Here is a 23,793-nt window from a genome sequence, read left to right as displayed (position 1 = left end):
CACTCGGTGGCCGCGCAGAGGTAAGAGTACACGGCCCCGCGCCGCAGGTGAAATCGGATCCCCCCACCCTTGCGCGTCGCAACGTTTCCCCAGCTCAGCACCGTGTTTGCGGTGGATTCAGGGGACGATGCGCAGCCGCCGGACGTCCGGGGTGACGAACGCCTCGGACTCCAGCTGGGCCCCGAACCACGCCTCCAGCCGCTCGTACGGCAGCGGCCGGCTGAACAGGAAGCCCTGGCCGATCTCGCAGCCGATGTCCTGGAGCAGCTCCAGGGTCAGCTCGCTCTCCACCCCCTCGGCCACCACCGCGAGGCCGAACTGCTGGGAGAGGGTGACCACGGCGTTGACGATGGCCAGGTCGCCCGGGTCGGTGGCCATGCCCTGCACGAAGGAGCGGTCGACCTTCACCTCGTGCACGGGCAGCCGGCGCAGGTAGGCCAGCGAGGAGGAGCCGGTGCCGAAGTCGTCCACCGACAGCCGCACCCCGAGGTCGCGCAGCCGGTGCAGCGTCGGGATCGGGCGGTCGGTGCCGTCGAGCACCCCGGCCTCGCGGATCTCGAAGGTGAGCCGCTGCGGGGGCACGTCGTACTCGGCGAGCAGCTCGCGCACGCGGTCGGGGAAGTGCCGGTCGGTGAGCGTACGCGCGGAGAGGTTGACCGCGACGGCGAGCGGCTGCTCGGCGTGCGCCCAGTCCCGGCTGCGCCGCAGCCCCTCCCGCAGCACCACCTCGGTGAGCCGGCCCAACTGGCCGGTGTGCTCCGCCACGGCCACGAAGTCCTCCGGGGCGACCTCGCCGTGCGCCGGGTGCTCCCAGCGGGCCAGGCACTCCACCCCGACCAGGCGGCGGTGCCGCAGCGTCACCTTCGGCTGGAAGTAGACCTCCAGCGCGCCGTCGTCGAGGGCCTTGCGCAGGTCGCCGGCGAGGCCGAGGCGGCGCAACGAGCGTGACTCCAGCGCCGGGTTGAACAGCTGGATGCTGCCCGGCATGGACTTCGCCGCGGTCGCGGCCAGGTCGACCCGTTGCAGCAGGGTCGCGGCGTCGCTGCCGTGGTCGGGGTGCACGGCCACCCCGACGGCGGTGTCGACGTCGAGCGTGAACGCGTCGAAGACCATCTCGGCGCGGATCTCCTCGCGCAGCCGGGCGGCCAGGTCCAGCGCCGCCTCGGCGTTCTCCAGCCGCAGCGTCACCAGGAACTCGTCGCCGCCGGCCCGGCCGACCAGCGCCGAGGAGGGCGCGGAGGCGCGCAGCCGGACGGCGACCTCGGCGAGCACCTGGTCGCCGGCGGCGTGGCCGAGCGACTCGTTGACCTGGCGCAGCCCGTCGACGTCGAACAGCAGGACGGCCACCACCTCGCCCGGGGCCCGGATCTTCACGGCCTCGTCGAGCGCCGCGCTGATCCGCCGCCGGTTGGGCAGCTTGGTCAGCGTGTCGTGGTAGGCGTCGTGGCGCAGCCGGTCGACCAGCCGGGAGTTCTCCAGGGCCACCGCCGCGTGCGCGGCGACCGTCTCGAGCACCGGCACGTCCGACGGGGTGAAGTGGCCGACGTCGCTGAGCCGGTTGACCACCTCCAGCGTGCCGATGACCGCCTCGCCGGAGCGCAGCGGCACGACGATCGCGTCCTTGGTCGACTCCGCCCGGAGCATGGCCAACTGCACGCGGTCACCGCCGAGGCGCGCGCCGAGCGCGACGGTCTGCCGCTGCTGCACCACCTGTTCCCGCACCGACGCCGGGATCTTCGAGAAGTCGAGCAGGCCCCGCCCGTCGATCCGGGCGGTCAGCAGCACCTCCGGGTGCCGGCCCTGGGCGGGCAGCCACAGCGTCGCGTACTCGGCCTGCATGAGGGCGCGGACCCGGCCGAGCAGCGCGTCCGGCAGCGTGCCGTCCTGGCCGCTGCGGGTCATCGCCCGGGTCAGGTCGTAGATGTCGGCCAGCGTGCGGTGCTGGCGGAGGAACTGGGCGTACGCCCGGTAGACCAGCGCCACCGTGAGCGCGAGCGCGGCGAGCAGCAGCAGCGACCAGTAGGTGGCCTTCAGCGCGAGCAGGATGATCAGGCCGACGGTCGCGTTCACCGCCGCCGCGAGCAGCGGCACGGTGGACGTCCGGACCACCTCAAGGCCGGCCTGCCAGCCCTGGAGCAGGGTGATCACGCCGACCACGGCGGCGAGGGTGACCAGGGTGACGGTGCTGACCGCCGCGAAGAGGATGCCCCACGTGCCGGGGCCCACCCCCCGGATCGGGGGCAACGCCAGCAGCACCAGGCCGGCCAGGGACGTGGCCGCGGCCGACCGGGCGACGTTGAACGCGAACTTGGCCGGGCCGAGCCGCCGCCGGAACTGGGCGATCAGGGCGGCCAGGGTGGCCACCAGCACCAGGGTCAGCGGCGGGAGATAGTAGAGCGCCAGGACCAGGGGAATCTCGGTGATCGTGGCGGAGAGTGTCTGCCGCCGGACGATGAAGCTCAGCACCGGCAGGTGGGCGGCGACCAGGGCGGTGAGCAGCAGCAGGCCCAAGCCCCACTCGCCGTAGGCGTCCTTCTTGTCCTCGGTGACCAGCGCGATCAGCAGGCAGCAGATGACCGCCAGGAACGCCAGCGGCCCGGTGATCAGCCAGGCCAGGTCAGTCCCGCGTCGTCGCACGGCTGCCGCTCGGCTCGTCATCCTGCTCCCTTGTTGTCACCGAGAGTGAACTCCGCGCCGACGCCTGACCGTTGCCGCCGCCGCCCGGTGGGTGGCCGGGCGACGGCGGCGTCACACGAACTGCGAAGAACCTAGTTCCACTCGAACTCGAGGTTCACCAGGCCGCCCGAGGCTGAGGCCGGGGCACCGGCGACAGAGGCGACCGAGGCGACCCCGGAGGCGAGCGCGAACAGCATCAGGGTCATGCCGAGCAGCCGACCCAGCTTTTGAGTAGGCATCTGTGGGGCTCCTGTCACGAAACGGGCAGCACGGGGGGCGTGAAGATTCCATGATGGTGCCACACGCACTGAGGGCAACAAAGCCCTCAGTGGCCTGGCTCCGCCTGGACGGCAACAAGTCCGACCGATCGGCAGGACGCCCTGCCTGGCGGGGTGATACCCCTGCGTTCCCGCGTTCCACGCCGTCCTTCATTTGGCGAACACTCGGACCTAGCGCGCCAATCATGGAAATTCATTGAATGCATGCTCCAGCCCCCTGGCGCCACGCATCGGGAAACAGCACACCACAGACGACGAGATATCGAAAGGGACCTTCGTCCCGAACCCACGTCGACCCCTCCAGGGCGGTGCGCGACGGGCCCGGGCGGGCCGGGCCGGGCCCGGCACGTCGGCGACATGGGGGCATCCGGCGACCGGGACACCGCCACCTCCCCGACATCGGGACGCTGGGACAGAACGCCTGGTCAGGCCGGGGGTCGGCGGGCCCAGAAGAGGGCGTGCCCGCTCGTCCCCTCGGGCACGAACTCCTCGGCGGTGGCCAGCAGCCCGGCCTCCCGCAGCCAGGAGCGGTAGGTCGACGCGTCGGCCTGGCTCCACCACATCGGGGCGGGACCGCCGAGCCAGTTCTCCCCGGTGCCGGTCCAGGCGCTGTCGCCGACGGTGGCCAGCAGCCAGCCGCCCGGGCGCAGCCAGGTGGCGATCCGCCCGATGAGGCGGGGCTGCTCGGGCAGGGGCAGGTGGATGAGGGCGTACAAACAGATGATGGCGTCGAACGAGCCCGGCGGCAGGTCGACGCGGGTGGCGTCGGCGCGGAGGAAGGTCCCGGTGGGCACCAGGCGGCGGGCCCGCTCGACCTGCACGGCGCTGATGTCGACGCCCGTGACGTGGTGCCCGGCGGCGGCGAGGAAGCGGGCGGCCGGCACGCCGCAGCCGCAGCCGAGATCGAGAACCGTTGCCGCACCCGGCAGGCGCCGGTGCAAAGCGGCGAGCCACGGAGCGTATTGGCCGTCCCCGGCATCGTCCGCTCGGTAGTGGTATGACAACGCGTCGTATCCGCGCTCGACCAAGCCCCGCTCGTCAGGATCGTCCATCTTCGCGAGGCTGGGCGGCGCGATGCCGCGTGCCGATTCGATTATCCCGAAAAGGGCGGAGCCGCCGCCCATTGCCATTGCCCCGGCGGGCGGCTTCTGCCGCGCATAGGGAGCTGAGTCAGATACGACATCACGCACGACGCCCGGCCGCACTCCCGAAGCGCCATCCCGACCCCACTCGTGCCCGGATGGCAACACCTTGATCGTCTGCTCGTCACCGGCGCGACACGCCGAGCCGGACGCCGGTACCCGACAGGCGATCTTCGTGGCCGACCGTCGGGCGGTGCCGGAGCCGGCAGCACTGTCGGGCGGGGCCGCAGGGCCGGCGGCGCGACGGCAGTAGTGCGGCGAGATCGGGCAGGTGCCTACTGCCGGGTGAGTCCGATGGTGGCGGCGAGGCGGGCGACGTCGGCGGCGGTGAGCCCCGTGCGGACGACTGCGGTGAGGGCGGCGCGTGCGGCGGGGCGGGTGCGCGCCTCGGCGGGGGCGATCCGGTCGGCGGCGATCAGGGCGCGGCCGGCGGCCCGCGGGTCGCCCAGATCGAGGTGGGCGCGGGCGATGTCGATGAGGTGTGCGGCGCGGTGCTCGGCGGGAAGCTGGTGCCAGCCGTCGCCGCTGGTGGCGTACCGATGGATGGTGACGGCCCGGTGGTGGTCGCCGAGCCGGGTGGCGACCAGGGCGCGGGCGAGGGTGACGGCGGCGGAGCCGAAGGCGATGCCGTCGCCGTCACCCTGCTGGCCGTCGTGCGCGGCGGCGAGGTGGGCGGCGCGCTCGGCGAGGTCGTGGGCGGTGGCGGCGTCGCGGTAGGTGGCGGCGGCGAGGGCGGCTTCGAGCAGCAGCGTCCCGGCGAGGCCCGGGTCCGGCGGGCCGTCGTGCGCCGCCGGGTCGAGCTGGTGTACGGCGCTGAGCGCGGCGGCCTGCGCGAGGCGTCCCCGGTGCAGGGCGCGCAGGGCCTGGGCGAGGGAGACGGCGGCGAGCGCGGTGCGGTGCGGGTCGCCGGTGGCGGCGGTCATGGCGCGGTCGGCGGCCAGCCAGGCGAGGTGGGGCTGGCCGAGCTTGACCAGCGTCTGGGCGGTCAGCCGGTAGACGCGGACGGGCAGGTCGGCCGCCGGCCCGGCGCGGCCGGTGTGCCGGGTGGCGGCGAGCAGGTCGGGCAGGGCGCGCAGGACCTGGGTGTGGTGGCCGTTGCGGTACGCGGCCCAGGCGTGCCCGGCCCGGTCGTCGAGCTGCCGCACGGTGGGGCTGTCGGCGTCGGCCCCGGGTGGGTCGTGGCGGGCCAGCGCCGCGCGGATGCGTTCCACGGCGGCGTCGGTGTCGGTGACGCCTTCCCGGCGGGGACTGCCGGTGAGCAGGATCGTCGGGGTGACGCCGAGGGCGGCGGCCACGGTTTCGATGACGGAGAGCCGGTCGAGGGTGCGTACGCCTCGTTCGACCTTGTCGACCCAGCTCTTCGACCTGCCGATCCGGTCGGCGAAGACCTGCTGACTCATCCCCCGGCGGGCCCGCAGCTCGGCCATCCGCCGCCCGATCGGCACCTCGTCCCGGTCGCTCATCTGTCCAGCTCCGGGGGCATGGCCAGGGTGTGCTCGCCGCAGCGGGGGCACCAGCGGGACTTGACCCGGAAGGCGAGCAGCCCGAGCAGGAAGCCCGGCACCAGCCCACCGAACACAATCGACACGACCCCGGAGATCACGAGGGCTCCCGATTCCTGCGCAGGTCAGAGGTACGCACAGGCGAGGTCGCCCGCAGTCCTGCCCACGCCTGTCGAATCCCACCACCGGCTGTGCACCCAGGCACCGTGCAGCCTGCGGATGGGCGCCGTCGAACGGATCGGGAGCTCAATCGTGTGCGGACCATGCCCTACCTCCTGTCGCGTCGGTCTCCGCTGACGTCCGCGGACAACTGCCAGCCGCACCGCAACTGGCTTAAGCCAGATTGCGTTAGGGTGGCCCGACTGTCAATAGCTGGCTTGAGCCAGTTGCGCTAGCCTGGAGCCACATCGAGAAGCAGGTGATCTGATGACCGATCAGGAAGACCGACGACCCCCGAGCCGCCGCATCGCCGATGACCTACGGACTGCGATCACAGCAGGCGGTCTCGCGGACGGCGACCGGCTGCCCTCGGAGCGCGAGCTGGCGTCCCGGTACTCCACCGCCCGCAACACGGCCCGCGAGGCGTTGGGCATCCTGCAAGCCGAGGGCCTCGCCGTCGCCCAACACGGCCGAGGCGTCTTCGTGCGTCAGCGCCGTCCACTCGTGCGGATGGGCCGGGACAGGTACTCCCGCCAGGCCCGAGACGAGACCGGGCTGTCGCCGTTCCGCATCGAGGTGCAGCAGCAGGGCCGCACGCCGCACACCGAGTGTCGATCGGTCACCGTCGTGCCGCCGCCAGCCGACGTGGCTGACCGACTCGGGCTGAGCCCCGACCAGGACGTCGTCCGCCGCGAGAACTGGTACTTCGCGGACGACGAGCCCGTGCAGGTCGGGGTGACCTTCATCCCCACCGCCATCGTCGCGGGGTCACCCCTGGCAACCGAGAAGAAGCTCGGCCGGGGAAGCATCTACCAGCGGTTCGAGGATCTCGGCTACCCCATCGCCCGCATCCGGGAAGAGGTCAGCTCCCGGATGCCGACACCGGAGGAGTCGAGGGGCCTCGCGATGCCGCCGGGCGTGCCAGTGATCGAGGTGCTGCACACCAGCATCGACGGCAACGGGCGGGCCTTCGAGGTGACGCGGTTCGTCCTGCGCGCCGACGTGAACGGCCTGGACTACGAGATGCCCGTTGACGACTGAGCACCAGGGCGTCAGCCGGGCTGGACTCGTCCGGGTGGCCGCCCTGGCCCTCCTGTGGGGTTCCAGTTACCTCTGGATCAAGCTCGCGCTACGCGGCTTCAACCCCGTACAGATCGTCTTCGGGCGGCTCCTGCTCGGCTTCGCCGTCCTGGCCCCCGTCGCCCTGTCGCGCGGTCTACGCTTCCCCAGGCAGGGACGCACATGGGCACACCTGTTCGCCGCCGCCCTGGTCGCCAACGCTGTGCCGTACGTGCTGTTCGGCATTGGAGAGGAGACCGTCGGGTCGAACGTGGCCGGTGTTCTCAACGCCACCACCCCGCTATGGACCCTGCTACTGGCGTTCCTGGTCGGCGTTGACCGAGCCGTCACCGCGAAGAAGGCCGCCGGCATCGTCCTCGGGTTCCTCGGGGTGGTGGTCATCTTCTCGCCCTGGAGGTCCGCTGGCGAGATCGCGAGCTGGGGCGGGCTCGCCTGCCTCGCCGCAGCCGCGAGCTACGGCGTCGGCTACGTCTACATGGGCCGCTTTCTGACCGGGCGCGGCATTCCGCCTCTGATGCTGTCGGCGAGTCAACTCGGCGCAGCAACCGCGCTGCTGGCCGTCACGATGCCGTTCGCCGGCCTGGAAACGCCAACATGGCGGGGCGACGCCCTGGTCAGCCTGCTGGTGCTCGGCGTCCTCGGCACCGGGGCCGCCTATGTCCTGAACTACCGGATCATCGACGACGAAGGACCGACCGCAGCATCCGTCGTCACCTACCTGCTGCCCATCGTCGCCATCGCCTTCGGCTGGCTGTTCCTTGGGGAAGGCATCACCGCCGCCGTCGTGGTCGGCATCGTTCTGGTGCTCGCCGGGATCACCCTCAGTAGGAAGCCACGAACAGCAGGCCGTCCTCGACGGCCAGCACCCGACTGACCCGTACATCTCGGGTCGGCCACACCGGACGGACGACGCCCCCAGGCCGCCGGCTGCGCACGCAACCAGGGCCGGGTGACCGAGAGTTCCTTTCGGGACACCCGTCGCCCGGCCCCGACAGGCCCGGAGATGCAGGATCGTCACCGCAAAAGAGCCACTAGTGGGCAGCGCGGTGCCGACCGGAAGACCAGCGCTGCGACTAACCGGCCACGTTCAGCAGGAATTTCTCGTGGCCGCCACCATTGGCGTTGAACTGACAGTTGACGATCCCGCCGCCAGCATCGGTGGAGGCCGTCACCCCGGAGCCGACCAAGCGCAGATACACGTTCGGAAAGGCCGTCGCCGACTCGAAGGAGAACGAGCCGTCCGCCTGCGCGCGAAGTTTGAACTTCTCGTAGGGCTCCACGCCGAACTGGCAGTTGACCGTCCCACCACCGGGACCTGAGGTGATGGGCGGCAGCTCGGCACCGTCCATTCGGAGATACACGTTCGGAGAGACCACCGACTCGAAGGAGTACGAACCGTCCGAATTAGCGTGGAGCCTAAACTTCTCCAGGGGGCCTGCGCCGAACTGACAATTGACCGTCCCACCGCCGGACCCGGTGAACGTGGTCACCCCGGCCCCGTCCATACGCAGATAGACGTTCGGAAAGAACGTCGACTGGATCGTGATCGGCTTGTTTCCGAGCGCCGCGAAGTCCGCTACTGACAACGGCATTGGCCATCTCCTCCCATAGGGATCACTCACGATAATCGAACGACTACAGAGAGGTAAGGGGGAGGCTTGGCGCTGCTTGAACGTAACGACGATCGCGGACGGATACAGCAGAAGCCGAAATCAACCCATATGGCGGCATCACCCAATCTCGCGGTGAGAATGCCATCTGCTGGAAGGTGCGGCAAAGCCGCGCGATTATCAGAGTCACCGACGACCCAAACCAGGTGGCGGCTGAATCTTGGGTGGGGCGGCGGAGCCTGCCGGTAGTCGCGGCCAAGCGAATCCGGACTTTCGAGGCGACCGGACGGGCTCATAGTCGGCGGCCAGCGAGGAACAGCTCAATCGTCCGTTGGCGTCGGCCAGACATCGCGCGAGTCGTTGAAGGGCCGGCCCTGCGGTGAGTCGACCGTCAGCGACCTCATTCGGCGAGGCAGGGAGACAGCCCAGTGCCCCAGGGAGACAACCGCACGGGGCACCGACCACCGCAGCCAGTTCGCCAGGTACCACAGAGCGAAAACCGCCACCAAGCCCAGCACCATCAGCGCCAGACACAGGAACGCCAGCTTGAAGATCACTTACGCATTCTCGCTCAGCAGGGTCAGGCAGGCCATCGCCCCAAAGCCGCGACGAATTATGCGCAGCCCGTGGGTGCGGCACAGCTCGTGCATCGAGGGTCTCAGCCTTCCGGAGGCATCGGCCAGACGTCGCGGGCATCGTTGAAGAACTCGCCAGACGTCGAGCTGACCCGGCCTCCCGACTGGCGCGCAGGGCCCCTGCTCGCGCTCGGATGCGCCCCTTTCCTGGGTCGGGGCGCTCAGGAAGCGCACCCTTCGGTCGACGAACCGCCGCCCATGCCAGCCATCCCGCCACCGCGACGACAGAGAGGATGATCAACAGCGGAAGCCACAGTTGAATGATCACCGCAGCCAGGGCGACGAAGACGTTCATGGCAGCAGGATGCGCCGACCGCATGCCGGATGGAAGCGAAGGGGTCATCATGCGCAAGCGCCGCTGATCTCGCCGCCCTGACGGAAGCAGCCCCGAGCGGCTGGACTCGGCGGACCTTCACCGGCTCAACGAGAACGGCCCCCGATCAGCATTCCTGCTGTTCAGGGGCCGTTTTGCACCTGGTGGCGGGTAGAGGATTCGAACCTCTGTAGCTTTCGCGACGGATTTACAGTCCGCTCCCATTGGCCGCTCGGGCAACCCGCCAGGGCGTCACCGCCGCGCCGTGGCGTGGCAGCGGAGCCAAGGATAGCGGTTGCTCCCGGGGCGAGCGCAACCGGGTACCGTCAGGGGGTCGTGCCGCTGGTTGGCGGCGCGTACGTGCACTGACCACCGCCGGACAGCAGGAGCATCAGCATGGCAGCGAACCCGTCGTTCGACATCGTGAGCAAGGTCGACCGGCAGGAGGTCGACAACGCCCTCCGCCAGGCGGAGAAGGAGCTCGCGTCGCGGTTCGACTTTCGGGGCACCGGCGCGGAGATCTCCTGGACGGGCGACGAGGCGATCAGGCTCCAGGCGGAGACCGAGGAGCGGGTCCTGGCCGCCTTGGACGTCTTCAAGGAGAAGCTGGTCAAGCGGAACGTCTCGCTGAAGGCCCTGGACGCGGGCGACCCGCGCGCCTCGGGCAAGGTCTTCAGGATCGAGGCCAAGGTGGTCCAGGGCATCGACTCGGACAAGGCCAAGGCGATCAGCAAGAAGATCCGCGACGAGGGCCCGAAGGGCATCCAGGCGCAGATCCAGGGCGACCAGCTCCGGGTCACCGGCAAGAAGAAGGACGAACTCCAGGCCGTCATCGCCCTGCTCAAGAGCGAGGACTTCGGCATCGCGCTCCAGTTCACCAACTACCGCTAAGGGCCCGGTCGGGCTCTTAGCCGGGCAGCGAGCCGCGCCGTGTGAGCTGGGCGAACCTCGGCGGCTCTGGTCGTCGTTGGTCGCCCTCCTCCGGCCTTTTGACGGCCTGGGTCCGCTACCGGGTGGGACCACCCCGCGTGCGCGGGGAACAGGCCCACGGCCGGGCCCTACCGGAAGAAGCGGTGGGATCACCCCCGCGTGCGCGGGGAACAGGGCCCGCCCTCACCGGACGTAGACCGGACCGTGGGATCACCCCCGCGTGCGCGGGGAACAACGAACGCCGGGTTGCTCGGTGCCCGAAAACCACGGATCACCCCCGCGTGCGCGGGGAACAGGTGAGCCGGATACGCCCATGCGGCGGCCCAGCTAGGATCACCCCCGCGTGCGCGGGGAACAGCGGGGCACCGACCTGGCGCTCACGTACGGGCAGGGATCACCCCCGCGTGCGCGGGGAACAGTCTCACCGACCGAGCCGAGGGCTGAGACTTTCGGGATCACCCCCGCGTGCGCGGGGAACAGTCGATGTCGAAGCTTGCCCCCTGCCCGGGCCCGGGATCACCCCCGCGTGCGCGGGGAACAGGCATCGGCGGCAACGTGCGTGCCATCTCATCCCGGATCACCCCCGCGTGCGCGGGGAACAGCTGCTGACCCGCACCGCCCCCACCACCGTCGACGGATCACCCCCGCGTGCGCGGGGAACAGTCTGGACTGGGCCCCGATGTCGGGTGTCGACGGGGATCACCCCCGCGTGCGCGGGGAGCAGGTGACCGTCCAGTCGTCCCCGCCCAATTTCATGGGATCACCCCCGCGTGCGCGGGGAGCAGCCGACACTCACGGCCCGCACGCCGCTCGACACGGGATCACCCCCGCGTGCGCGGGGAGCAGCGGAATCCGCTCATGCTGAACGTCGGGTCGGTCGGATCACCCCCGCGTGCGCGGGGAGCAGGTGCGACCGGTCGCCAGGACCAGGCGGGCGCGCGGATCACCCCCGCGTGCGCGGGGAGCAGTCCTCGATGATGCCGGGGAACGCCGCCGCAGCCGGATCACCCCCGCGTGCGCGGGGAGCAGACGAGGACTCCACGGCCACCCTGGAGACCACCGGGATCACCCCCGCGTGCGCGGGGAGCAGACTTCCTGACCTGGGCCGCTAAAGATCAACAACGTCGATTTCATTCACTTGCCTGACCAAGATCTCTCCGCCCGTGCCGCCCGTCTACTGGTGACAAGGTACCGCTGACTCGTCGCGCTTGGCGCACACCATGCCCCCGCCATCCCGTCCTACGCCGACCCCCACGACGGAGAAGGGGGCCAAGGCGACAAGGTGGAGCGCCCCACAGGACGAACGACCATGCCGGCCCCGGCCCGCTCGGCTCTGCCTGAGTAGGCGGTGAACCGGATCGCACACCCACCCCTACCCCCACGACCGTTCGGCAACTCCACACCAACTACCGCTGACGAGGGATCACAGGGCTACGGTCTGACGCATGACGGTCGCCCGCTCGATCCTGCTGTTCCTGCTCGCCGCCCTCGCCGAGATCGGCGGGGCCTGGCTGGTGTGGCAGGGCTGGCGGGAGCACCGGGGGCTGCTCTGGATCGCGGGCGGCGTGGTCACGCTGGGGCTCTACGGCTTCGTCGCCACGTTCCAGCCCGACGCGAACTTCGGCCGCATCCTCGCCGCGTACGGCGGGGTGTTCGTCGCCGGGTCCCTCGCCTGGGGCATGGTCGTCGACAGGTTCCGGCCCGACCGCTACGACGTCGTCGGCGCGGCCATCTGCCTGGTCGGGGTCGCCGTCATCATGTACGCGCCACGCAACGGCTGACCAGCCCCACGCCGCGCCGAGCAGCCCGGCGCAGCGGTGAGCAGCGAGGCGCTCAGGCGGCGAGGGTCTGCTCGACGCGTACCGCCGTGGCCTCGGCGCGGGCGATGGGGCCGGCGGGCAGCGCGGCGACGGCGGCCCCGACGGCGACGGCCGACCCGGCGAAGACGAACGCCCACGGCACGCCGCCCGCGTGGTCGATGATCAGCCCGGCCACCGCGCCACCGGCGGCGCTGGACGCGACCATGATGGTCACCGCCCAGGTGTACGCCTCGTTGAGCATGCCGGCCGGGGCGATGCGCCCGACGAGGGTGTTCTCCAGGGTGAGCGCGGGGGCGATGGCCGCCCCGCCGACGACCAGCGCGACGCCGAGGGCGAGCGGGCCGGGCATCACCGCGTACACGGCGAAGGTCGCGGCGACGGCGGCGAGCAGCCAGGCGAACTGGCGGGTCATGTTGGCCGCGGGCTTGCGCACGCCGAACCAGAAGCCGGCGGCGGCGCTGCCGAGGCCCCAGACGGCGAGCAGGACGCCGGCCATGCTCTCCGGGTCGTCGGTGGGCTGGTTGCCGGCGAACGCCGGGACGATGACCCCGGCGGCCCCGAACGCGATGCCGAGGCCGGCGATGCAGAGCAGCAGGGCGGGGAAGCCGCCGACGCGCAGCGGGCCGAGCCCCCGGGCGTGGTTCTCCTTCGGGTGGGGCTGCCAGCCGCGCATGACCCGGCCGAGCGCCACGGCGACGGTGCCGACGAGGGTGACCACGGCCGCGCCGACCAGGGCGGCTGCCGCGTCGGCGATGAGGACGAACGCGGCAACCAGCAGCGGGCCGAGCACGAAGACGACTTCGAGGAGCGCGGTCTCCGCGCCGAGGGCGGTGTTGCGCAGGTGGTACCGGCCGGTGGCGGGGCTGGTGAGGTCGTTCCAGGCGCCGCGCAGCGCGGCGGTCAACGGAGGATACGTGGCACCGGCCACCCCGGCGGCGAGGTAGATCAGGGCGATGCTGGCCCCATCGGCGCGGCTGGCCCAGAGCAGCCCGCCGAGGGCGAGGGGGTGGGCGACGGCGGTGGCCAGCAGCACGGGGGTGGGGCCGACCCGGTCGGCGACGCGGCCGGCGACGGGGCTGAGCGCGGCACCGGCGAGGGCGTAGATGCCACCGGCGACGGCGGCGAGCGAGTAGCGCCCGGTGACCTGTTGCACGACGAGCAGCAGCGCCAGCGGCGTCATGCCGATCCCGAGCCGGCCGATGACGCCGAGGACGAGCAGCATCGGCGCGCCGGGGATCCGCCATACGCCGAGGTACTGGCGCAGTGCGGCCACGGGAACCTCCAGGGGTGCAAACGAGAGGGGTACAACGAGGGCTTGTAACGAGCCGGAAACGTTCCGACCCTAACGCCGCAGCCCGGCGGGAGTGAACAGGTTATGGTGCGCGTCTCGCCGCGTACCAGACGAAACGCCCGCGCCCGGTCGGACCGGGCGCGGGCGGGATCGGGGTCGGGACGGGTCAGCGCTGGAACTGCACGGGGCCGGCGCTGGCGGCCATCCGCTCCAGCCGGGCCACCCGCTCCTCCATCCGGGGGTGGGTGGAGAAGAGCGCGGCGATGCCGCCGCCCCGCTTGAACGGGTTGTCGATCATCAGGTGGGCGGTGCTGGTGAGCTGCCCCTGGGCCGGCAGCGGCCGGGCCTGGGTGCCTAGGTGGATCTTCCGCAGGGCGCTGGCCAGGGCCAGCGGGTCCCGGGTGAGCCGGGCCCCCGACTCGTCGGCCTGGAACTCGCGGCTGCGGCTGATCGCGAGCTGGATCACGGTGGCCGCGAGCGGGCCGAGGATCAGGGTGAGCAGCAGCACGACCGGGTTGGGGGCGTCCTCGTCGTCGCCACCGCCGAGCGGGATGAACCAGGCGATGTTGGCCAACATGGTGATGATGCCGGCGAGGCCGGCGGCGACGCTGGAGATGAGGATGTCCCGGTTGTAGACGTGCGACAGCTCGTGCCCGATCACGCCCCGCAGCTCCCGGTAGTCGAGGATCTCGGTGATCCCCTGGGTCACGCAGACCGCCGCGTTGGCCGGGTTGCGGCCCGTGGCGAACGCGTTGGGCTGGGAGGTGGGGCTGACGTAGAGGCGGGGCATCGGCTGGCGCGCCTCGGTGGCCAGCTCGCGGACCATCCGGTACAGCTCGGGGAACTGTGCCTCGCTGACCGGTTGCGCCCGCATCGAGCGCAGGGCGAGCTTGTCGGAGTAGAAGTAGGTCACGCCGTTCATCACCAACGAGACGACGACGGCGAGGACGAGCCCGCCGCTGCCACCGAACCAGTAGCCGACCGCGAGGATCAGCGAGGTCAGCAGGCCGAGCAGCGCTGCGGTCTTCAGACGGTTGTGATGCACGATCGCTCCTTCGGTGCGCGGACCGCGCGGGATCCGCTGACCGGTACAACACCTCGGTACCCGCCAACCATCCGTCTCAACGCTGTGAGTTGCCTGGGATCGACCTGCGGAAACACTGGGTCGGGGGCGACTCGGGGGCGGTGGCCCGGCGACCGCTCAGCGGGCGGCCAGGTCCAGCACGAGCTGCGGGGCGACGCCGACGGCCAGGGCGACCAGGGTGGCCACGGCGAGGGTGACGAGCACCGCCCAGGCGGGCCGGGTGCCGGCGGTCCCCACAGCCCCGGCGGACGGGGCCGCCTCGGCGGGCGGGGCGTAGAGGGTGGCGGCGAGGCGGAGGTAGTAGGCCAGGCCGATCACCGCGTTCACCGCCACCACCAGCGCCAGCCAGCCCGCGCCGCCGTCCAGCAGCGCCCGGACCACGGTCACCTTGGCGAACAGGCCGGCCAGCCCCGGCGGGAGCCCGGCCAGCCCGACCAGGGCCAGCGCGAACGCCGCCGCCACCCAGGGCCGCCGCCGGGCCGCGCCGCGCAGGTCGGCGAGGCTGCCGCCGTCGGCGCCGGCCGGGCGCAGGGCCACCAGCGCCGCGAAGGCGGCCAGCTCCAGGACCACGAAGAACACGGCGTACGCCACGGCGGCGGCGTACGCGGCGGCGCGGGCGTCGGCGGTGCGCCCGGCGGCCAGCGCGAGCGCGCCCAGCGGGGCGAGGATGTAGCCGGCCTGGGCCACCGACGACCAGGCGAGCAGCCGCACCGTGCGGCGCTGGCGCAGCGCCACCAGGTTGCCCACGGTCATGGTGAGCACGGCGAGCCCGGCCAGCACCGGGCCGGTCACCTCGGCGGGCAGGGCCCGCTGCACCACCGCGAGCAGGGCCACCACGCCGCCCAGCTTCGACGCGGTCGACAGGTAGGCCGCCACGGGCAGCGGCGCGCCGTCGTAGGTGGCCGGGGCCCAGGCGTGGAACGGCACGGCGGCCACCTTGAACGCCAGCCCGAGCAGCACCAGCGCCACCGCCGCCGTGGTCAGCGGCACGTCCAGCAGGTCGGGCCGCCCGGCGAGCAGCGCGCCGACCCGGTCGAGGTGCAGGCCGCCGGTGACCGCGTAGAGCAGGGCCGCGCCGAGCAGCGTGACGGTGGTGGCGACCACGCTCACCACGAAGAACGTGACCGCCGCCTCGGCGGAGGCGAGGCTCCCCCGGCGCAGGCCGACGAGCACGTACAGCGGGAGGGTCAGCGTCTCCAGCGCCACGATCAGGGTGATCAGGTCGCCGGCCGCGCCGAGCACCACGCCGCCGGTCATCGAGCAGGCGAGCAGGAAGCAGTATTCGCCGACGGGCGACCGCCCGGCGCGCAGCGCCGGGCCGGACAGGGCCAGCACCCCGAGGGTGAGCAGCGCGAACAGCGCCCCGACGAGGGCGGCCCGGCCGCCGTAGACGTATGAGCAGTCGGTGGCGACGCAGAAGGTGGACCGCTGCCCGCCCGCCCCGACGACCGCGCTGCCCAGCGCGGTGGCGACCGCCCCGGCAGCGGCCACGGCGACCGTCGCGGCGGCGCGGGCCACCAGCAGGTCGGCCAGCAGCACCAGGACGGCGGTGCCGGCGGCCAGGTAGGCCGGGAGCAGCGCCACGTTGTCGACGCTCTGCACGAGGCTGCTCATCTGACTGCCTCCAACAGGGCCGCCACCGGGTCGGCGGCGACGCCGAGGACCAGCGTGGGGGCGAGGCCGACGGCGAGGGCGAGCAGCACCAGCGGGGCCCAGGCCGTCCACTCGGCGGCGGCGAGGCCGGGGCCGATCCGGCCGACCGCCGGGCTGGCCGGGCCGTGGGTGACCCGGCGCAGCAGCCGCAGCAGGTACGCGGCGGTCAGCGCCCCGCCGACGGCGGCGAGCACGCCGAGGGTGGTCCACAGCGGGCCGCCCCGCCCGATCGCGGCGACCACGGCGAACGCCTCGCCCCAGAAGCCGGCGAGGCCGGGCAGCCCCAGCGAGGCGACGGCGGCGAAGCCGAGCAGCCCGGCGAGGCGGGGCGCGGTCTCCCGCAGCCCGGACAGCTCGGCCAGCGCCCCGGTGTGCGCGCGGTCCTTGATCGCCCCGGCGAGGAAGAACAGCAGGCCGGTGATCACCCCGTGCGCGACGTTGCCGATCAGCGCGGCCTGGAGGCCGGTGGCGGTGAGCGTGGCCACCCCCAGCAGCACGAACCCCATGTGGCCGACGCTGGAGTAGGCGATGAGCCGCTTCAACTCGCCCTGCGCGAGGCAGACCAGCGAGCCGATGATGATGGCGGCGACGGCGAGCACCCCGAGCACCGGGGCCGCCCAGCGGGCCCCCTCCGGGGCCACCCCGACGGCGACGCGGATCAGCCCGTACGTGCCCATCTTGAGCAGCACCCCGGCGAGGATGACGCTGCCGACGGTGGGCGCCTGGGTGTGCGCGTCGGGCAGCCAGGAGTGCAGCGGCCACAGCGGGCTCTTCACCGCGAACGCGAGCCCGAGCAGGGTGAACGCGGCGAGCTGGGTGCCCCGCGACAGCCCCGTGCCGCCGGTGAGCGCGAGGAGGTCGGCGGTGCCGGCGGCGGCCACCACCACGTAGACGCCGACGAGCAGCAGCACCGAGCCGAGCAGCGTGTAGAGGGCGAACTTGGCCGCCGCCCGCCGCCGGTCGGCCCCGCCCCAGCCGGCGATGATCGCGTACATCGGCAGGAGGACGACCTCGAAGAACACGAAGAACAGGACCAGGTCGAGGGCGAGGAAGGTGCCGAGGATGCCGACCTCGACGACCAGCAGCAGCGCGACGAGGGCCCGGCCGCTGCCGCCGCCGTCGGGCACCTTCCACAGGGTGTACGCGCAGCAGAGCAGCGTGAGCAGCGCGGTCAGCACGACCAGCGGGTAGGAGATGCCGTCGACGCCGAGGTGGAAGCGCAGGTCGAGGGCGGGCACCCAGGGCAGGTCGAGCCGGTGCCAGGGGCGCACCGCCGGGGCGGGCCCGAAGGCCGTCCAGCTCCGGTCGCCGGTGGCCAGGGGCAGGGTCGCCAGCAGGGTCAGCCCGGCCGCCACCGTGCCGACGACGCGGGCCGCCCGGTCGCCGGGCAGCAGCGCGACCACTGCCGCGCCGAGGGCCGGGACGGCCAGCGCCGCGACGAGCAGGACCTGTCCGAGGCTCATCCGGCTCCCCCGATCAGCACGGCGGCCAGGCCGATCAGCAGCGCCCCGGCCAGCACCCCGGCCGCCGCCCGGGGCAGCGCGGCCCGGTGCAGCCCGGCCAGCGCCCCGCCGAGGCCAGCAGCGCCCCGGCCGGTGCCCTCCACCGCGCCGTCGACCACCCGCTCGTCGGCGGCGCGGGCGAACCGGGCGAGGGCGGTCACCGGGCGTACGACGAGGGCGTGCTGCACGTCGTCGAGCCGGAAGCCGGCCGCGAACACCGGCCCCAGCGGGCCGAGGGCGCGGGCCGGGTCGGCGGCGGTGTCCCGCCGCCAGCCGGCCCAGGCGAGGGCGGCCCCGGCGACCAGCAGCGCCAGCGGCAGCAGCAGCGCCGGGCCGACGTGGGTCCACTCCCCCTCGCCCGCGCCGAGCCGGCCGGTGAACGCCGGCCAGAACGCGGCGAGCCCGAGCAGCGCGGCCGGCACCGCGAGCAGCAGCATCGGCACCCGCATCACGGCCGGCGGGTCGTGCGGGTGCAGCGAGATCGGCCGGTCGTGCTGCGGCAGCGGCGGGCGGGCCGCGCCGAGGAACGCGCGCAGCAGCAGCCGGGTGGCGTACCAGGCGGTGACGGCGACGCCGGCCAGCCCGGCCAGCCACACCAGCCAGCCCACCCAGGCGGGGGCCGGGCCGGCGGAGTCGAGCGCGGCGGCCTGGGCGGCGGCGAGCACGCCGTCCTTGCTCCAGAAGCCGGCCAGCGGGGGGACGCCGGCCAGCGCGCCGAGGCCCAGCGCCGTGCACCAGAACGTCACGGGCATCGCCGACCGCAGGCCGCCCATACGGGACAGCAGCGGGGTGCCGAGGGCGTGGATCACCGCACCGGCGGCGAGGAACAGCAGCGCCTTGAACGCGGCGTGGGTGAGCAGGTGGAACAGCGCGGCGGCGGGCGCGCCGACGGCCAGCGCGCCCGTCAGGTAGCCGAGCTGGGAGACCGTCGACCAGGCCAGCACCCGCTTCAGGTCGTCCTGGGCGGTGGCGGCGAGCGCGCCGAGCAGCAGGGTCACCGAGGCCAGCACCCCGAGCACGGCCAGCGCCGCCGGGGCCCGCCCGAACAGCGGGAAGAGGCGGGTGACCGCGTAGACCCCGGCCGCGACCATGGTGGCGGCGTGGATCAGCGCGGAGACCGGGGTGGGGCCGGCCATCGCGTCGGGCAGCCAGGTGTGCAGCGGGAACTGGGCGCTCTTGCCGGCCACCCCGGCGAGCAGCAGCAGGCAGGCGGCGGTGAGCGTGCCGGCGGCGTGGTCGTGGGCGAGCACGTCGGCGATGCGGAAGCTGCCCGCCGAGACGCCGAGCAGGGCGATGCCGAGCAGGAAGCCGACGTCACCCGCGCGGGTGACCAGGAACGCCTTCATCGCGGCGGCCGGCGCGCCGGGCAGCCGGCGGTCGTGGGCGATGAGCAGGTAGGAGCAGAGGCCCATCACCTCCCAGCCGACCAGCAGCATGACCAGGTCACCGGCGACGACCACCAGCAGCATCGCGGCGGTGAAGAGGCTGATCTGCGCCGCGTACGGCGGGTAGCGGTGGTCGACGTCGACGCCGGCCTCGTCGTGCGGGCCGGCCCGCAGGTAGCCGACCGAGTAGACCTGCACGGCCAGCGCCACCGCCGCCACCGCGACGGCGACCAGGGCCGCCGCGCCGTCGAGCCGGACGCCGAGGGTGACCCTCAGGCCGCCCAGGTCGACCCAGGTGGTCGACGTCTCCACGGGCGCGCCGACCCGGGCCAGCAGCGCGACCGCGACCAGCAGCGCGCCGGCCGCGCCGGCCACGCCGAGCCCGACGGCGACCCGCCGGGCCGGGTCCGCCCCGGCCCGCGCGCCCCCGCCGCGCGACACGGGCGGCAGCAGCAACCCCACCAGACCCGCCACCAGGGGTACGGCCGGCAGCAGCGCCCCGAGCAGCCCGGTCACCGGGTCACCTCGCCGGTGGTCGGGGTGCCCGCCTGGGCCAGCCCACCGGCCGGCGGCTCGGTCAGCGGCACCCCGGTCAGTGACGGCTCGGTGAGCGGCACCTCGTCGACGGCGACGCTGGCCCGCAGCCGGTAGAGCTGGAGCACGATGGCCAACCCCACGCCGATCTCGGCGGCGGCCAGCACGATCACGAACAGCGCGAACACCTGCCCCGCGTGCGGCAGCGCCGCCCGGACCGTCGCGTCGGCGATGACCAGGATCAGGTTGACGGCGTTGAGCATCAGCTCCACCGCCATCAGCACGAGCACCGCGTTGCGGCGGCGCAGCACGCCGTAGGTGCCGAGGCCGAACAGGAGCGCGGCGGTGACGTACGGGACGACGGGCCTCACGGGCGGCCTCCCGCGCGGTCCTGGCCGGCTACCGCGCCGCCCGCTGCGCCCCGGTCCGTGCCCTCGGCCGGACGGCGGCCGATGTCGGGGCGGGACAGCACGACCGCGCCCACCAGGGCGGACAGCAGCAGCACCGACAGCACCTCGAACGGCAGTACCCAGGTGCGGAACACCTGCTCGCCGAGGCGCTCGGCGGTGCCCGGCGCGGGCAGGTCCACCCGGGTCCAGCGGTAGGCGTCGACAAGCAGGGCGGCCAGCCCGAGGCCGACGCCGCCGCCGATCAGGGCCGCCGGCCAGCCCGGCCGGTCCAGGTCGTCGGACGCGCCGATCGGGGCGCGGGTCAGCATCACCGCGAACAGCAGTAGGACCACCACGGCGCCCACGTAGATCAGCACCTGCACCCAGGCCACCAGCTCGGCGGCGAGCACCAGGTAGACGCCGGCCAGCGCGCCCAGGCAGACCACCAGGTAGAGGCCGGCGCGGACCAGGTGGCGGGTCGTCACCACCAGCGCCCCCGCGCCGACCGCCACCGCGCCGAGGGCCAGCAGCAGCGCGTCCGCTCCGGTCACGGGGCGGCACCCGGGTCGGTGGGGGAACCGTCCGCCGGGGGCTCGGGGGCCGGGCGGGCGGCGGGGCCGGGCTCGGGGCGTACCCGGGCGGGAGTCGGCCGGGCGGCGGACCCGGCGGGGGCGGCGGCCTTGCGCGCGGCGGTGGCCTCCTCCTTCGCCGGCTCGCCGTTGCGGTCGTGCGCGGGCGGCGGCGGGACGGTGGCCATCCACTCGCCGAGGTGGTCCTTGTCGTGCAGCAGGTCCCGGATGTCGTACTCGGCGTACTCGAATTCGGGCGACCAGTAGAGCGCGTCGAAGGGGCAGACCTCGACGCAGATGCCGCAGTACATGCAGAGCGAGAAGTCGATGTCGAACCGGTCGAGCACGTTGCGCTGCCGGGGGCGGGCGGCGCCGGGCACCGCCACCTCCTCCTTGTGCGAGTCGATGTAGATGCACCAGTCGGGGCACTCGCGGGCGCAGAGCATGCAGACGGTGCAGTTCTCGGCCAGCAGCGCGATCACGCCCCGCGAGCGGGGCGGCAGCTCGGGGGCGACGTCCGGGTATTGCTGGGTGGTCGAGCGGCGGGTCATCGTGCGCAGCGTGACCGCCAGCCCCTTCGCCAGCCCCTCGCCGGGCACGCCCCGCCCACTCGTCTCGCCCATGCCGACCATCCTGCCCTGTGCCCCCGGCGCGCGCGACCACCACCCGGCCCTTCGCGCGGTACGGTGACGGCGGGGAGAACGACACGCCGGGAAGGACCTGTCCCATGACCGCCGCGTTGCAGAGCGACTTCCCGCCCGAGGGCGGGTGGACGACCGACGACCTCGACGGGCTGCCCGAGGACGGTCGCCGCCGCGAACTGCTCGACGGAGTGTTGCTCTTGTCCCCCTCCCCCACCCGCATCCACCAGACCATCGCCGGTCTTCTCATGGCGGCCCTCGTCGAGGAGTGCCCCGACGAGTACGACGTGACCCAGGGCGTCGAGGTGCGGATCAACCGGACCCGCTGCTTCATCCCGGACGTGCTGGTCACCACGGCGGAGGCCGCCCGGCGCTCGCCGTCGCGGTACGCGCCGCACGAGGTGGTGCTGGCCGTCGAGGTCGTCTCCCCGAGCACCCGCTCGATCGACCGGGTGCTCAAGCCGGCCCTCTACGCGCAGGCCGGCATCCCGTTCTACTGGCGGATCGAGACCGGCGACGGCGAGCTGGCCGTCCACACCCACCGGATCGACCCGGTCGACGAGGTCTACACGGAAACCGGCCGCTGGACGAAGTTCGTCGACACCGGCGAGCCGTTCCCGGTGAACCTGTCGATCGCCCGGATCACGCCCCGGCACCTGTGACGGGTCCCGCCGCGCGGCCGGGCGACGTCACCGCCCGCCGCCGGGTCGCCAGCCGCGACGTCGGTCGTCGCCGGGCGGCCGTCAGGGGCCGGTGAGCGGCGGGAGCATCTCGACGCCGAGCTGCTGGAGGAGCTGGAACAGCTCGGTGGCGTGCCACACGTCGACGATCCGCCCCGCCGGGTCGAAGCGCAGGAACGTCGCCCCCGAGAAGCTCGCCACCCGCCCGGTGGGCGGCACCGGCCCGAACGGGCCGGCCTGGGTGCCGGCGGCCCGCCAGCGCACCGCCACCCGGTCGGCGGCGGCCACCACGTCGACGAGCTTGTAGCGCAGGTCGGGGAAGGCCGCCCGCCGCTCCCGGTGCCACGCCAGGACCGCCTCCGGGCCCGTCCCGCCCAGCCCGGGGCAGCCCGCCGCCACCAGCTCGTACGCGGACTCCTCGCGCCCGGCGTTCCACACGTCGGCGACGAAGCGCCGGGCCGCCGCCTCCCCGTCGGGCACCGCCGCCGCATCCCTGTCGCTCACCGGGGCAGCCTAGCCAGCCGGTCCTCCCGTACGCCGGGGTGCGGCGCTCTCGGCGGGCCGGGAGCGTGGCGATCGGGGCTCGGCGGGCGCGGGACGCGGGGATCGGGGCTCGGCGGGCCCCGGGGCGGCGGATCGGTCAAGATGGGACGGACGGAGACGGCGAGGCGGACAGCAGGGGGCGACGTGGGCGACGAGGCGGGCGCGACGACCGGCGGCAAGTACGTGGAGCCCGGTGGGGAGTTCACCCGGGACCAGCGGTACATCGCCACCCGGATCACCGCCGACGGGCGGGACGGCTGGCCGGTGGAGCCGGGACGCTACCGGCTGGCGGTCAGCCGCGCCTGTCCCTGGGCCAACCGGCTGATCATCGTGCGCCGGCTGCTCGGCCTGGAGGACGTCCTCTCGATGGCGGTGGCCGGGCCGACCCACGACGCCCGGAGCTGGACGTTCGACCTCGACCCGGGCGGGCGGGACCCGGTGCTCGGCATCGAGCGCCTCCAGGAGGCGTACTTCAAGCGGTTCCCCGGCTACGAGCGGGGGATCACCGTGCCGGCGATGGTGGACGTGCCGACGGGGCAGGTGGTCACCAACGACTACGCCCAGATGAGCCTGGACCTGTCGACGGAGTGGACGGCGTACCACCGCGAGGGCGCGCCCGAGCTGTACCCGGCCCGGCTGCGCGACCAGATCGACGAGGTCAACGCCGTGGTCTTCGCCGACGTCAACAACGGCGTGTACCGGTGCGGCTTCGCCGGCAGCCAGGGGGCGTACGAGACGGCGTACCGGCGGCTGTTCGACCGGCTCGACTGGCTGACCGAGCGGCTGTCGGGGCAGCGGTACCTGGTCGGCGACACGATCACCGAGGCCGACGTGCGGCTGTTCACGACGCTGGTCCGCTTCGACCCGGTCTACCACGGCCACTTCAAGTGCAACCGGAGCAAGCTGTCGGAGATGCCGGTGCTGTGGGCGTACGCCCGGGACCTGTTCACCACCCCCGGGTTCGGCGACACGATCGACTTCGACCACATCAAGCGGCACTACTACGAGGTGCACCGGGACATCAACCCGACCGGGGTCGTCCCGCTCGGCCCGGACCTGGCGAACTGGCTCACCCCGCACGGCCGGGAGGCCCTCGGCGGCCGACCCTTCGGCGACGGCACCCCGCCGCCGCCCCCGCCGCCCGCCGAGCGGGTCGACCCGGCGCACACCCCGCTGGGCTGAGACCGGGGGCGTTCCGCGCACCCGCAGGGCACCCGCTGAGCAGGCGGCGGGCACCTGCGGGGCATCCGACGAGCACCTCGAATTAATCGATAATCTTCACTGGTTAACACTCGCTTCAATTCAGGCTGATCGACTTGAGTGGCCTGCGCCGCCGGCTTTTCGCCGGTGTTCGGCGCAGGCTGTCCACAGTTGAGG

Annotated in this window: 22 protein-coding genes, 1 tRNA gene and 1 CRISPR repeat array; of the genes, 6 read left to right on the top strand and 17 right to left on the bottom strand. The window is 73.2% G+C overall.

Going from position 1 to position 23,793, the window contains the following annotated elements; translation table 11 throughout:
* Positions 1-117: 117 nt before the first annotated feature.
* The 5 genes from HDA31_RS02125 to HDA31_RS02105 form a co-directional block, all read right to left on the bottom strand.
* Complete coding sequence (locus tag HDA31_RS02125; RefSeq protein WP_178066448.1) at positions 118-2,658, bottom strand: putative bifunctional diguanylate cyclase/phosphodiesterase; 2,541 nt, start codon at positions 2,656-2,658, stop codon at positions 118-120.
* Positions 2,659-2,768: 110 nt separating this feature from the next.
* Entirely contained in the window at positions 2,769-2,915 is a 147-nt protein-coding gene (locus HDA31_RS02120) for a hypothetical protein (protein WP_158229434.1), read from the bottom strand.
* A 464-nt stretch (positions 2,916-3,379) separates the two neighbouring features.
* A complete protein-coding gene (locus tag HDA31_RS02115) occupies positions 3,380-4,006 on the bottom strand; it encodes a class I SAM-dependent methyltransferase (RefSeq protein WP_178066449.1) in 627 nt (208 codons plus the stop codon).
* A gap of 365 nt (positions 4,007-4,371) precedes the next feature.
* A complete protein-coding gene (locus HDA31_RS02110) occupies positions 4,372-5,559 on the bottom strand; it encodes a helix-turn-helix domain-containing protein (protein ID WP_178066450.1) in 1,188 nt (395 codons plus the stop codon).
* Positions 5,556-5,699, bottom strand: a complete 144-nt coding sequence (locus HDA31_RS02105; protein WP_178066451.1) for a hypothetical protein — start codon at positions 5,697-5,699, stop codon at positions 5,556-5,558. Before HDA31_RS02105 ends, HDA31_RS02110 begins: the two co-directional genes overlap by 4 nt.
* 325 nt (positions 5,700-6,024) lie before the next feature.
* Between HDA31_RS02105 and HDA31_RS02100 the strand changes: the two genes are divergently transcribed.
* Both HDA31_RS02100 and HDA31_RS02095 read left to right on the top strand, forming a co-directional pair.
* The gene (locus HDA31_RS02100) at positions 6,025-6,798 is read left to right on the top strand and encodes a GntR family transcriptional regulator (RefSeq protein WP_178066452.1); all 774 of its coding nucleotides are present in this window, start codon (positions 6,025-6,027) and stop codon (positions 6,796-6,798) included.
* Positions 6,788-7,711, top strand: coding sequence for a DMT family transporter (locus HDA31_RS02095; protein ID WP_219824958.1), 924 nt, complete (start codon positions 6,788-6,790; stop codon positions 7,709-7,711). Before HDA31_RS02100 ends, HDA31_RS02095 begins: the two co-directional genes overlap by 11 nt.
* Positions 7,712-7,910: 199 nt before the next feature.
* On the opposite strand, the gene HDA31_RS02090 is transcribed toward HDA31_RS02095, so the two are convergent.
* From HDA31_RS02090 to HDA31_RS02080, 3 genes are all read right to left on the bottom strand, one after another.
* Entirely contained in the window at positions 7,911-8,429 is a 519-nt protein-coding gene (locus tag HDA31_RS02090; protein WP_178066453.1) for a hypothetical protein, read from the bottom strand.
* A gap of 338 nt (positions 8,430-8,767) precedes the next feature.
* Entirely contained in the window at positions 8,768-9,004 is a 237-nt protein-coding gene (locus HDA31_RS02085; RefSeq protein ID WP_178066454.1) for a hypothetical protein, read from the bottom strand.
* Positions 9,005-9,557: 553 nt separating this feature from the next.
* Positions 9,558-9,641: transfer RNA gene (locus HDA31_RS02080), tRNA-Tyr, on the bottom strand.
* 150 nt (positions 9,642-9,791) lie between these two features.
* Between HDA31_RS02080 and HDA31_RS02075 the strand changes: the two genes are divergently transcribed.
* Positions 9,792-10,286, top strand: coding sequence for a YajQ family cyclic di-GMP-binding protein (locus tag HDA31_RS02075; protein WP_074472499.1), 495 nt, complete (start codon positions 9,792-9,794; stop codon positions 10,284-10,286).
* A 124-nt stretch (positions 10,287-10,410) separates the two neighbouring features.
* Positions 10,411-11,415: a CRISPR direct-repeat array (repeat unit 28 nt; unit sequence GGATCACCCCCGCGTGCGCGGGGAACAG).
* 355 nt (positions 11,416-11,770) lie between these two features.
* Complete coding sequence (locus HDA31_RS02070) at positions 11,771-12,106, top strand: YnfA family protein (protein WP_178066455.1); 336 nt, start codon at positions 11,771-11,773, stop codon at positions 12,104-12,106.
* A gap of 52 nt (positions 12,107-12,158) precedes the next feature.
* On the opposite strand, the gene HDA31_RS02065 is transcribed toward HDA31_RS02070, so the two are convergent.
* The 8 genes from HDA31_RS02065 to HDA31_RS02030 form a co-directional block, all read right to left on the bottom strand.
* The gene (locus HDA31_RS02065) at positions 12,159-13,418 is read right to left on the bottom strand and encodes an MFS transporter (RefSeq protein ID WP_077938275.1); all 1,260 of its coding nucleotides are present in this window, start codon (positions 13,416-13,418) and stop codon (positions 12,159-12,161) included.
* A gap of 184 nt (positions 13,419-13,602) precedes the next feature.
* Complete coding sequence (gene htpX, locus HDA31_RS02060) at positions 13,603-14,481, bottom strand: zinc metalloprotease HtpX (protein ID WP_178066456.1); 879 nt, start codon at positions 14,479-14,481, stop codon at positions 13,603-13,605.
* A gap of 156 nt (positions 14,482-14,637) precedes the next feature.
* Positions 14,638-16,134, bottom strand: coding sequence for an NADH-quinone oxidoreductase subunit N (locus tag HDA31_RS02055; RefSeq protein WP_178066457.1), 1,497 nt, complete (start codon positions 16,132-16,134; stop codon positions 14,638-14,640).
* Positions 16,131-17,636 carry a complex I subunit 4 family protein gene (locus tag HDA31_RS02050; RefSeq protein ID WP_178066458.1) on the bottom strand — a complete coding sequence of 502 codons (1,506 nt, stop codon included), beginning with the start codon at positions 17,634-17,636 and terminating at the stop codon, positions 16,131-16,133. Before HDA31_RS02050 ends, HDA31_RS02055 begins: the two co-directional genes overlap by 4 nt.
* The gene (locus HDA31_RS02045) at positions 17,633-19,576 is read right to left on the bottom strand and encodes an NADH-quinone oxidoreductase subunit 5 family protein (protein ID WP_178066459.1); all 1,944 of its coding nucleotides are present in this window, start codon (positions 19,574-19,576) and stop codon (positions 17,633-17,635) included. Before HDA31_RS02045 ends, HDA31_RS02050 begins: the two co-directional genes overlap by 4 nt.
* Positions 19,573-19,965, bottom strand: coding sequence for an NADH-quinone oxidoreductase subunit NuoK (nuoK, locus tag HDA31_RS02040; protein ID WP_246384145.1), 393 nt, complete (start codon positions 19,963-19,965; stop codon positions 19,573-19,575). Before nuoK ends, HDA31_RS02045 begins: the two co-directional genes overlap by 4 nt.
* On the bottom strand, positions 19,962-20,534 hold the full coding sequence (locus HDA31_RS02035; protein WP_246384147.1) for an NADH-quinone oxidoreductase subunit J family protein: 573 nt from the start codon (positions 20,532-20,534) through the stop codon (positions 19,962-19,964). Before HDA31_RS02035 ends, nuoK begins: the two co-directional genes overlap by 4 nt.
* Positions 20,531-21,184: a NuoI/complex I 23 kDa subunit family protein gene (locus HDA31_RS02030; protein ID WP_178066460.1), complete on the bottom strand. Its 654-nt coding sequence runs from the start codon at positions 21,182-21,184 to the stop codon at positions 20,531-20,533. Before HDA31_RS02030 ends, HDA31_RS02035 begins: the two co-directional genes overlap by 4 nt.
* Before the next feature lie 95 nt (positions 21,185-21,279).
* On the opposite strand from HDA31_RS02030, the gene HDA31_RS02025 reads away from it, so the two are divergent.
* Positions 21,280-21,855, top strand: coding sequence for a Uma2 family endonuclease (locus tag HDA31_RS02025; protein WP_178066461.1), 576 nt, complete (start codon positions 21,280-21,282; stop codon positions 21,853-21,855).
* Positions 21,856-21,936: 81 nt separating this feature from the next.
* Here the strand turns inward: HDA31_RS02025 and HDA31_RS02020 are convergent, their stop codons facing one another.
* Complete coding sequence (locus tag HDA31_RS02020) at positions 21,937-22,377, bottom strand: ester cyclase (protein ID WP_246384151.1); 441 nt, start codon at positions 22,375-22,377, stop codon at positions 21,937-21,939.
* 141 nt (positions 22,378-22,518) lie between these two features.
* Here HDA31_RS02020 and HDA31_RS02015 point away from each other — a divergent pair, with 141 nt between their 5' ends.
* Positions 22,519-23,598, top strand: coding sequence for a glutathione S-transferase family protein (locus HDA31_RS02015; RefSeq protein ID WP_221486540.1), 1,080 nt, complete (start codon positions 22,519-22,521; stop codon positions 23,596-23,598).
* Positions 23,599-23,793 lie beyond the last annotated feature (195 nt).

The organism is Micromonospora carbonacea (assembly GCF_014205165.1).
In the GTDB taxonomy this organism is placed as follows: Bacteria; Actinomycetota; Actinomycetes; order Mycobacteriales; family Micromonosporaceae; genus Micromonospora; species Micromonospora carbonacea.
Note: the sequence above shows the minus strand (reverse complement) of the source record. Positions and strands in the feature narration are given on the sequence as shown.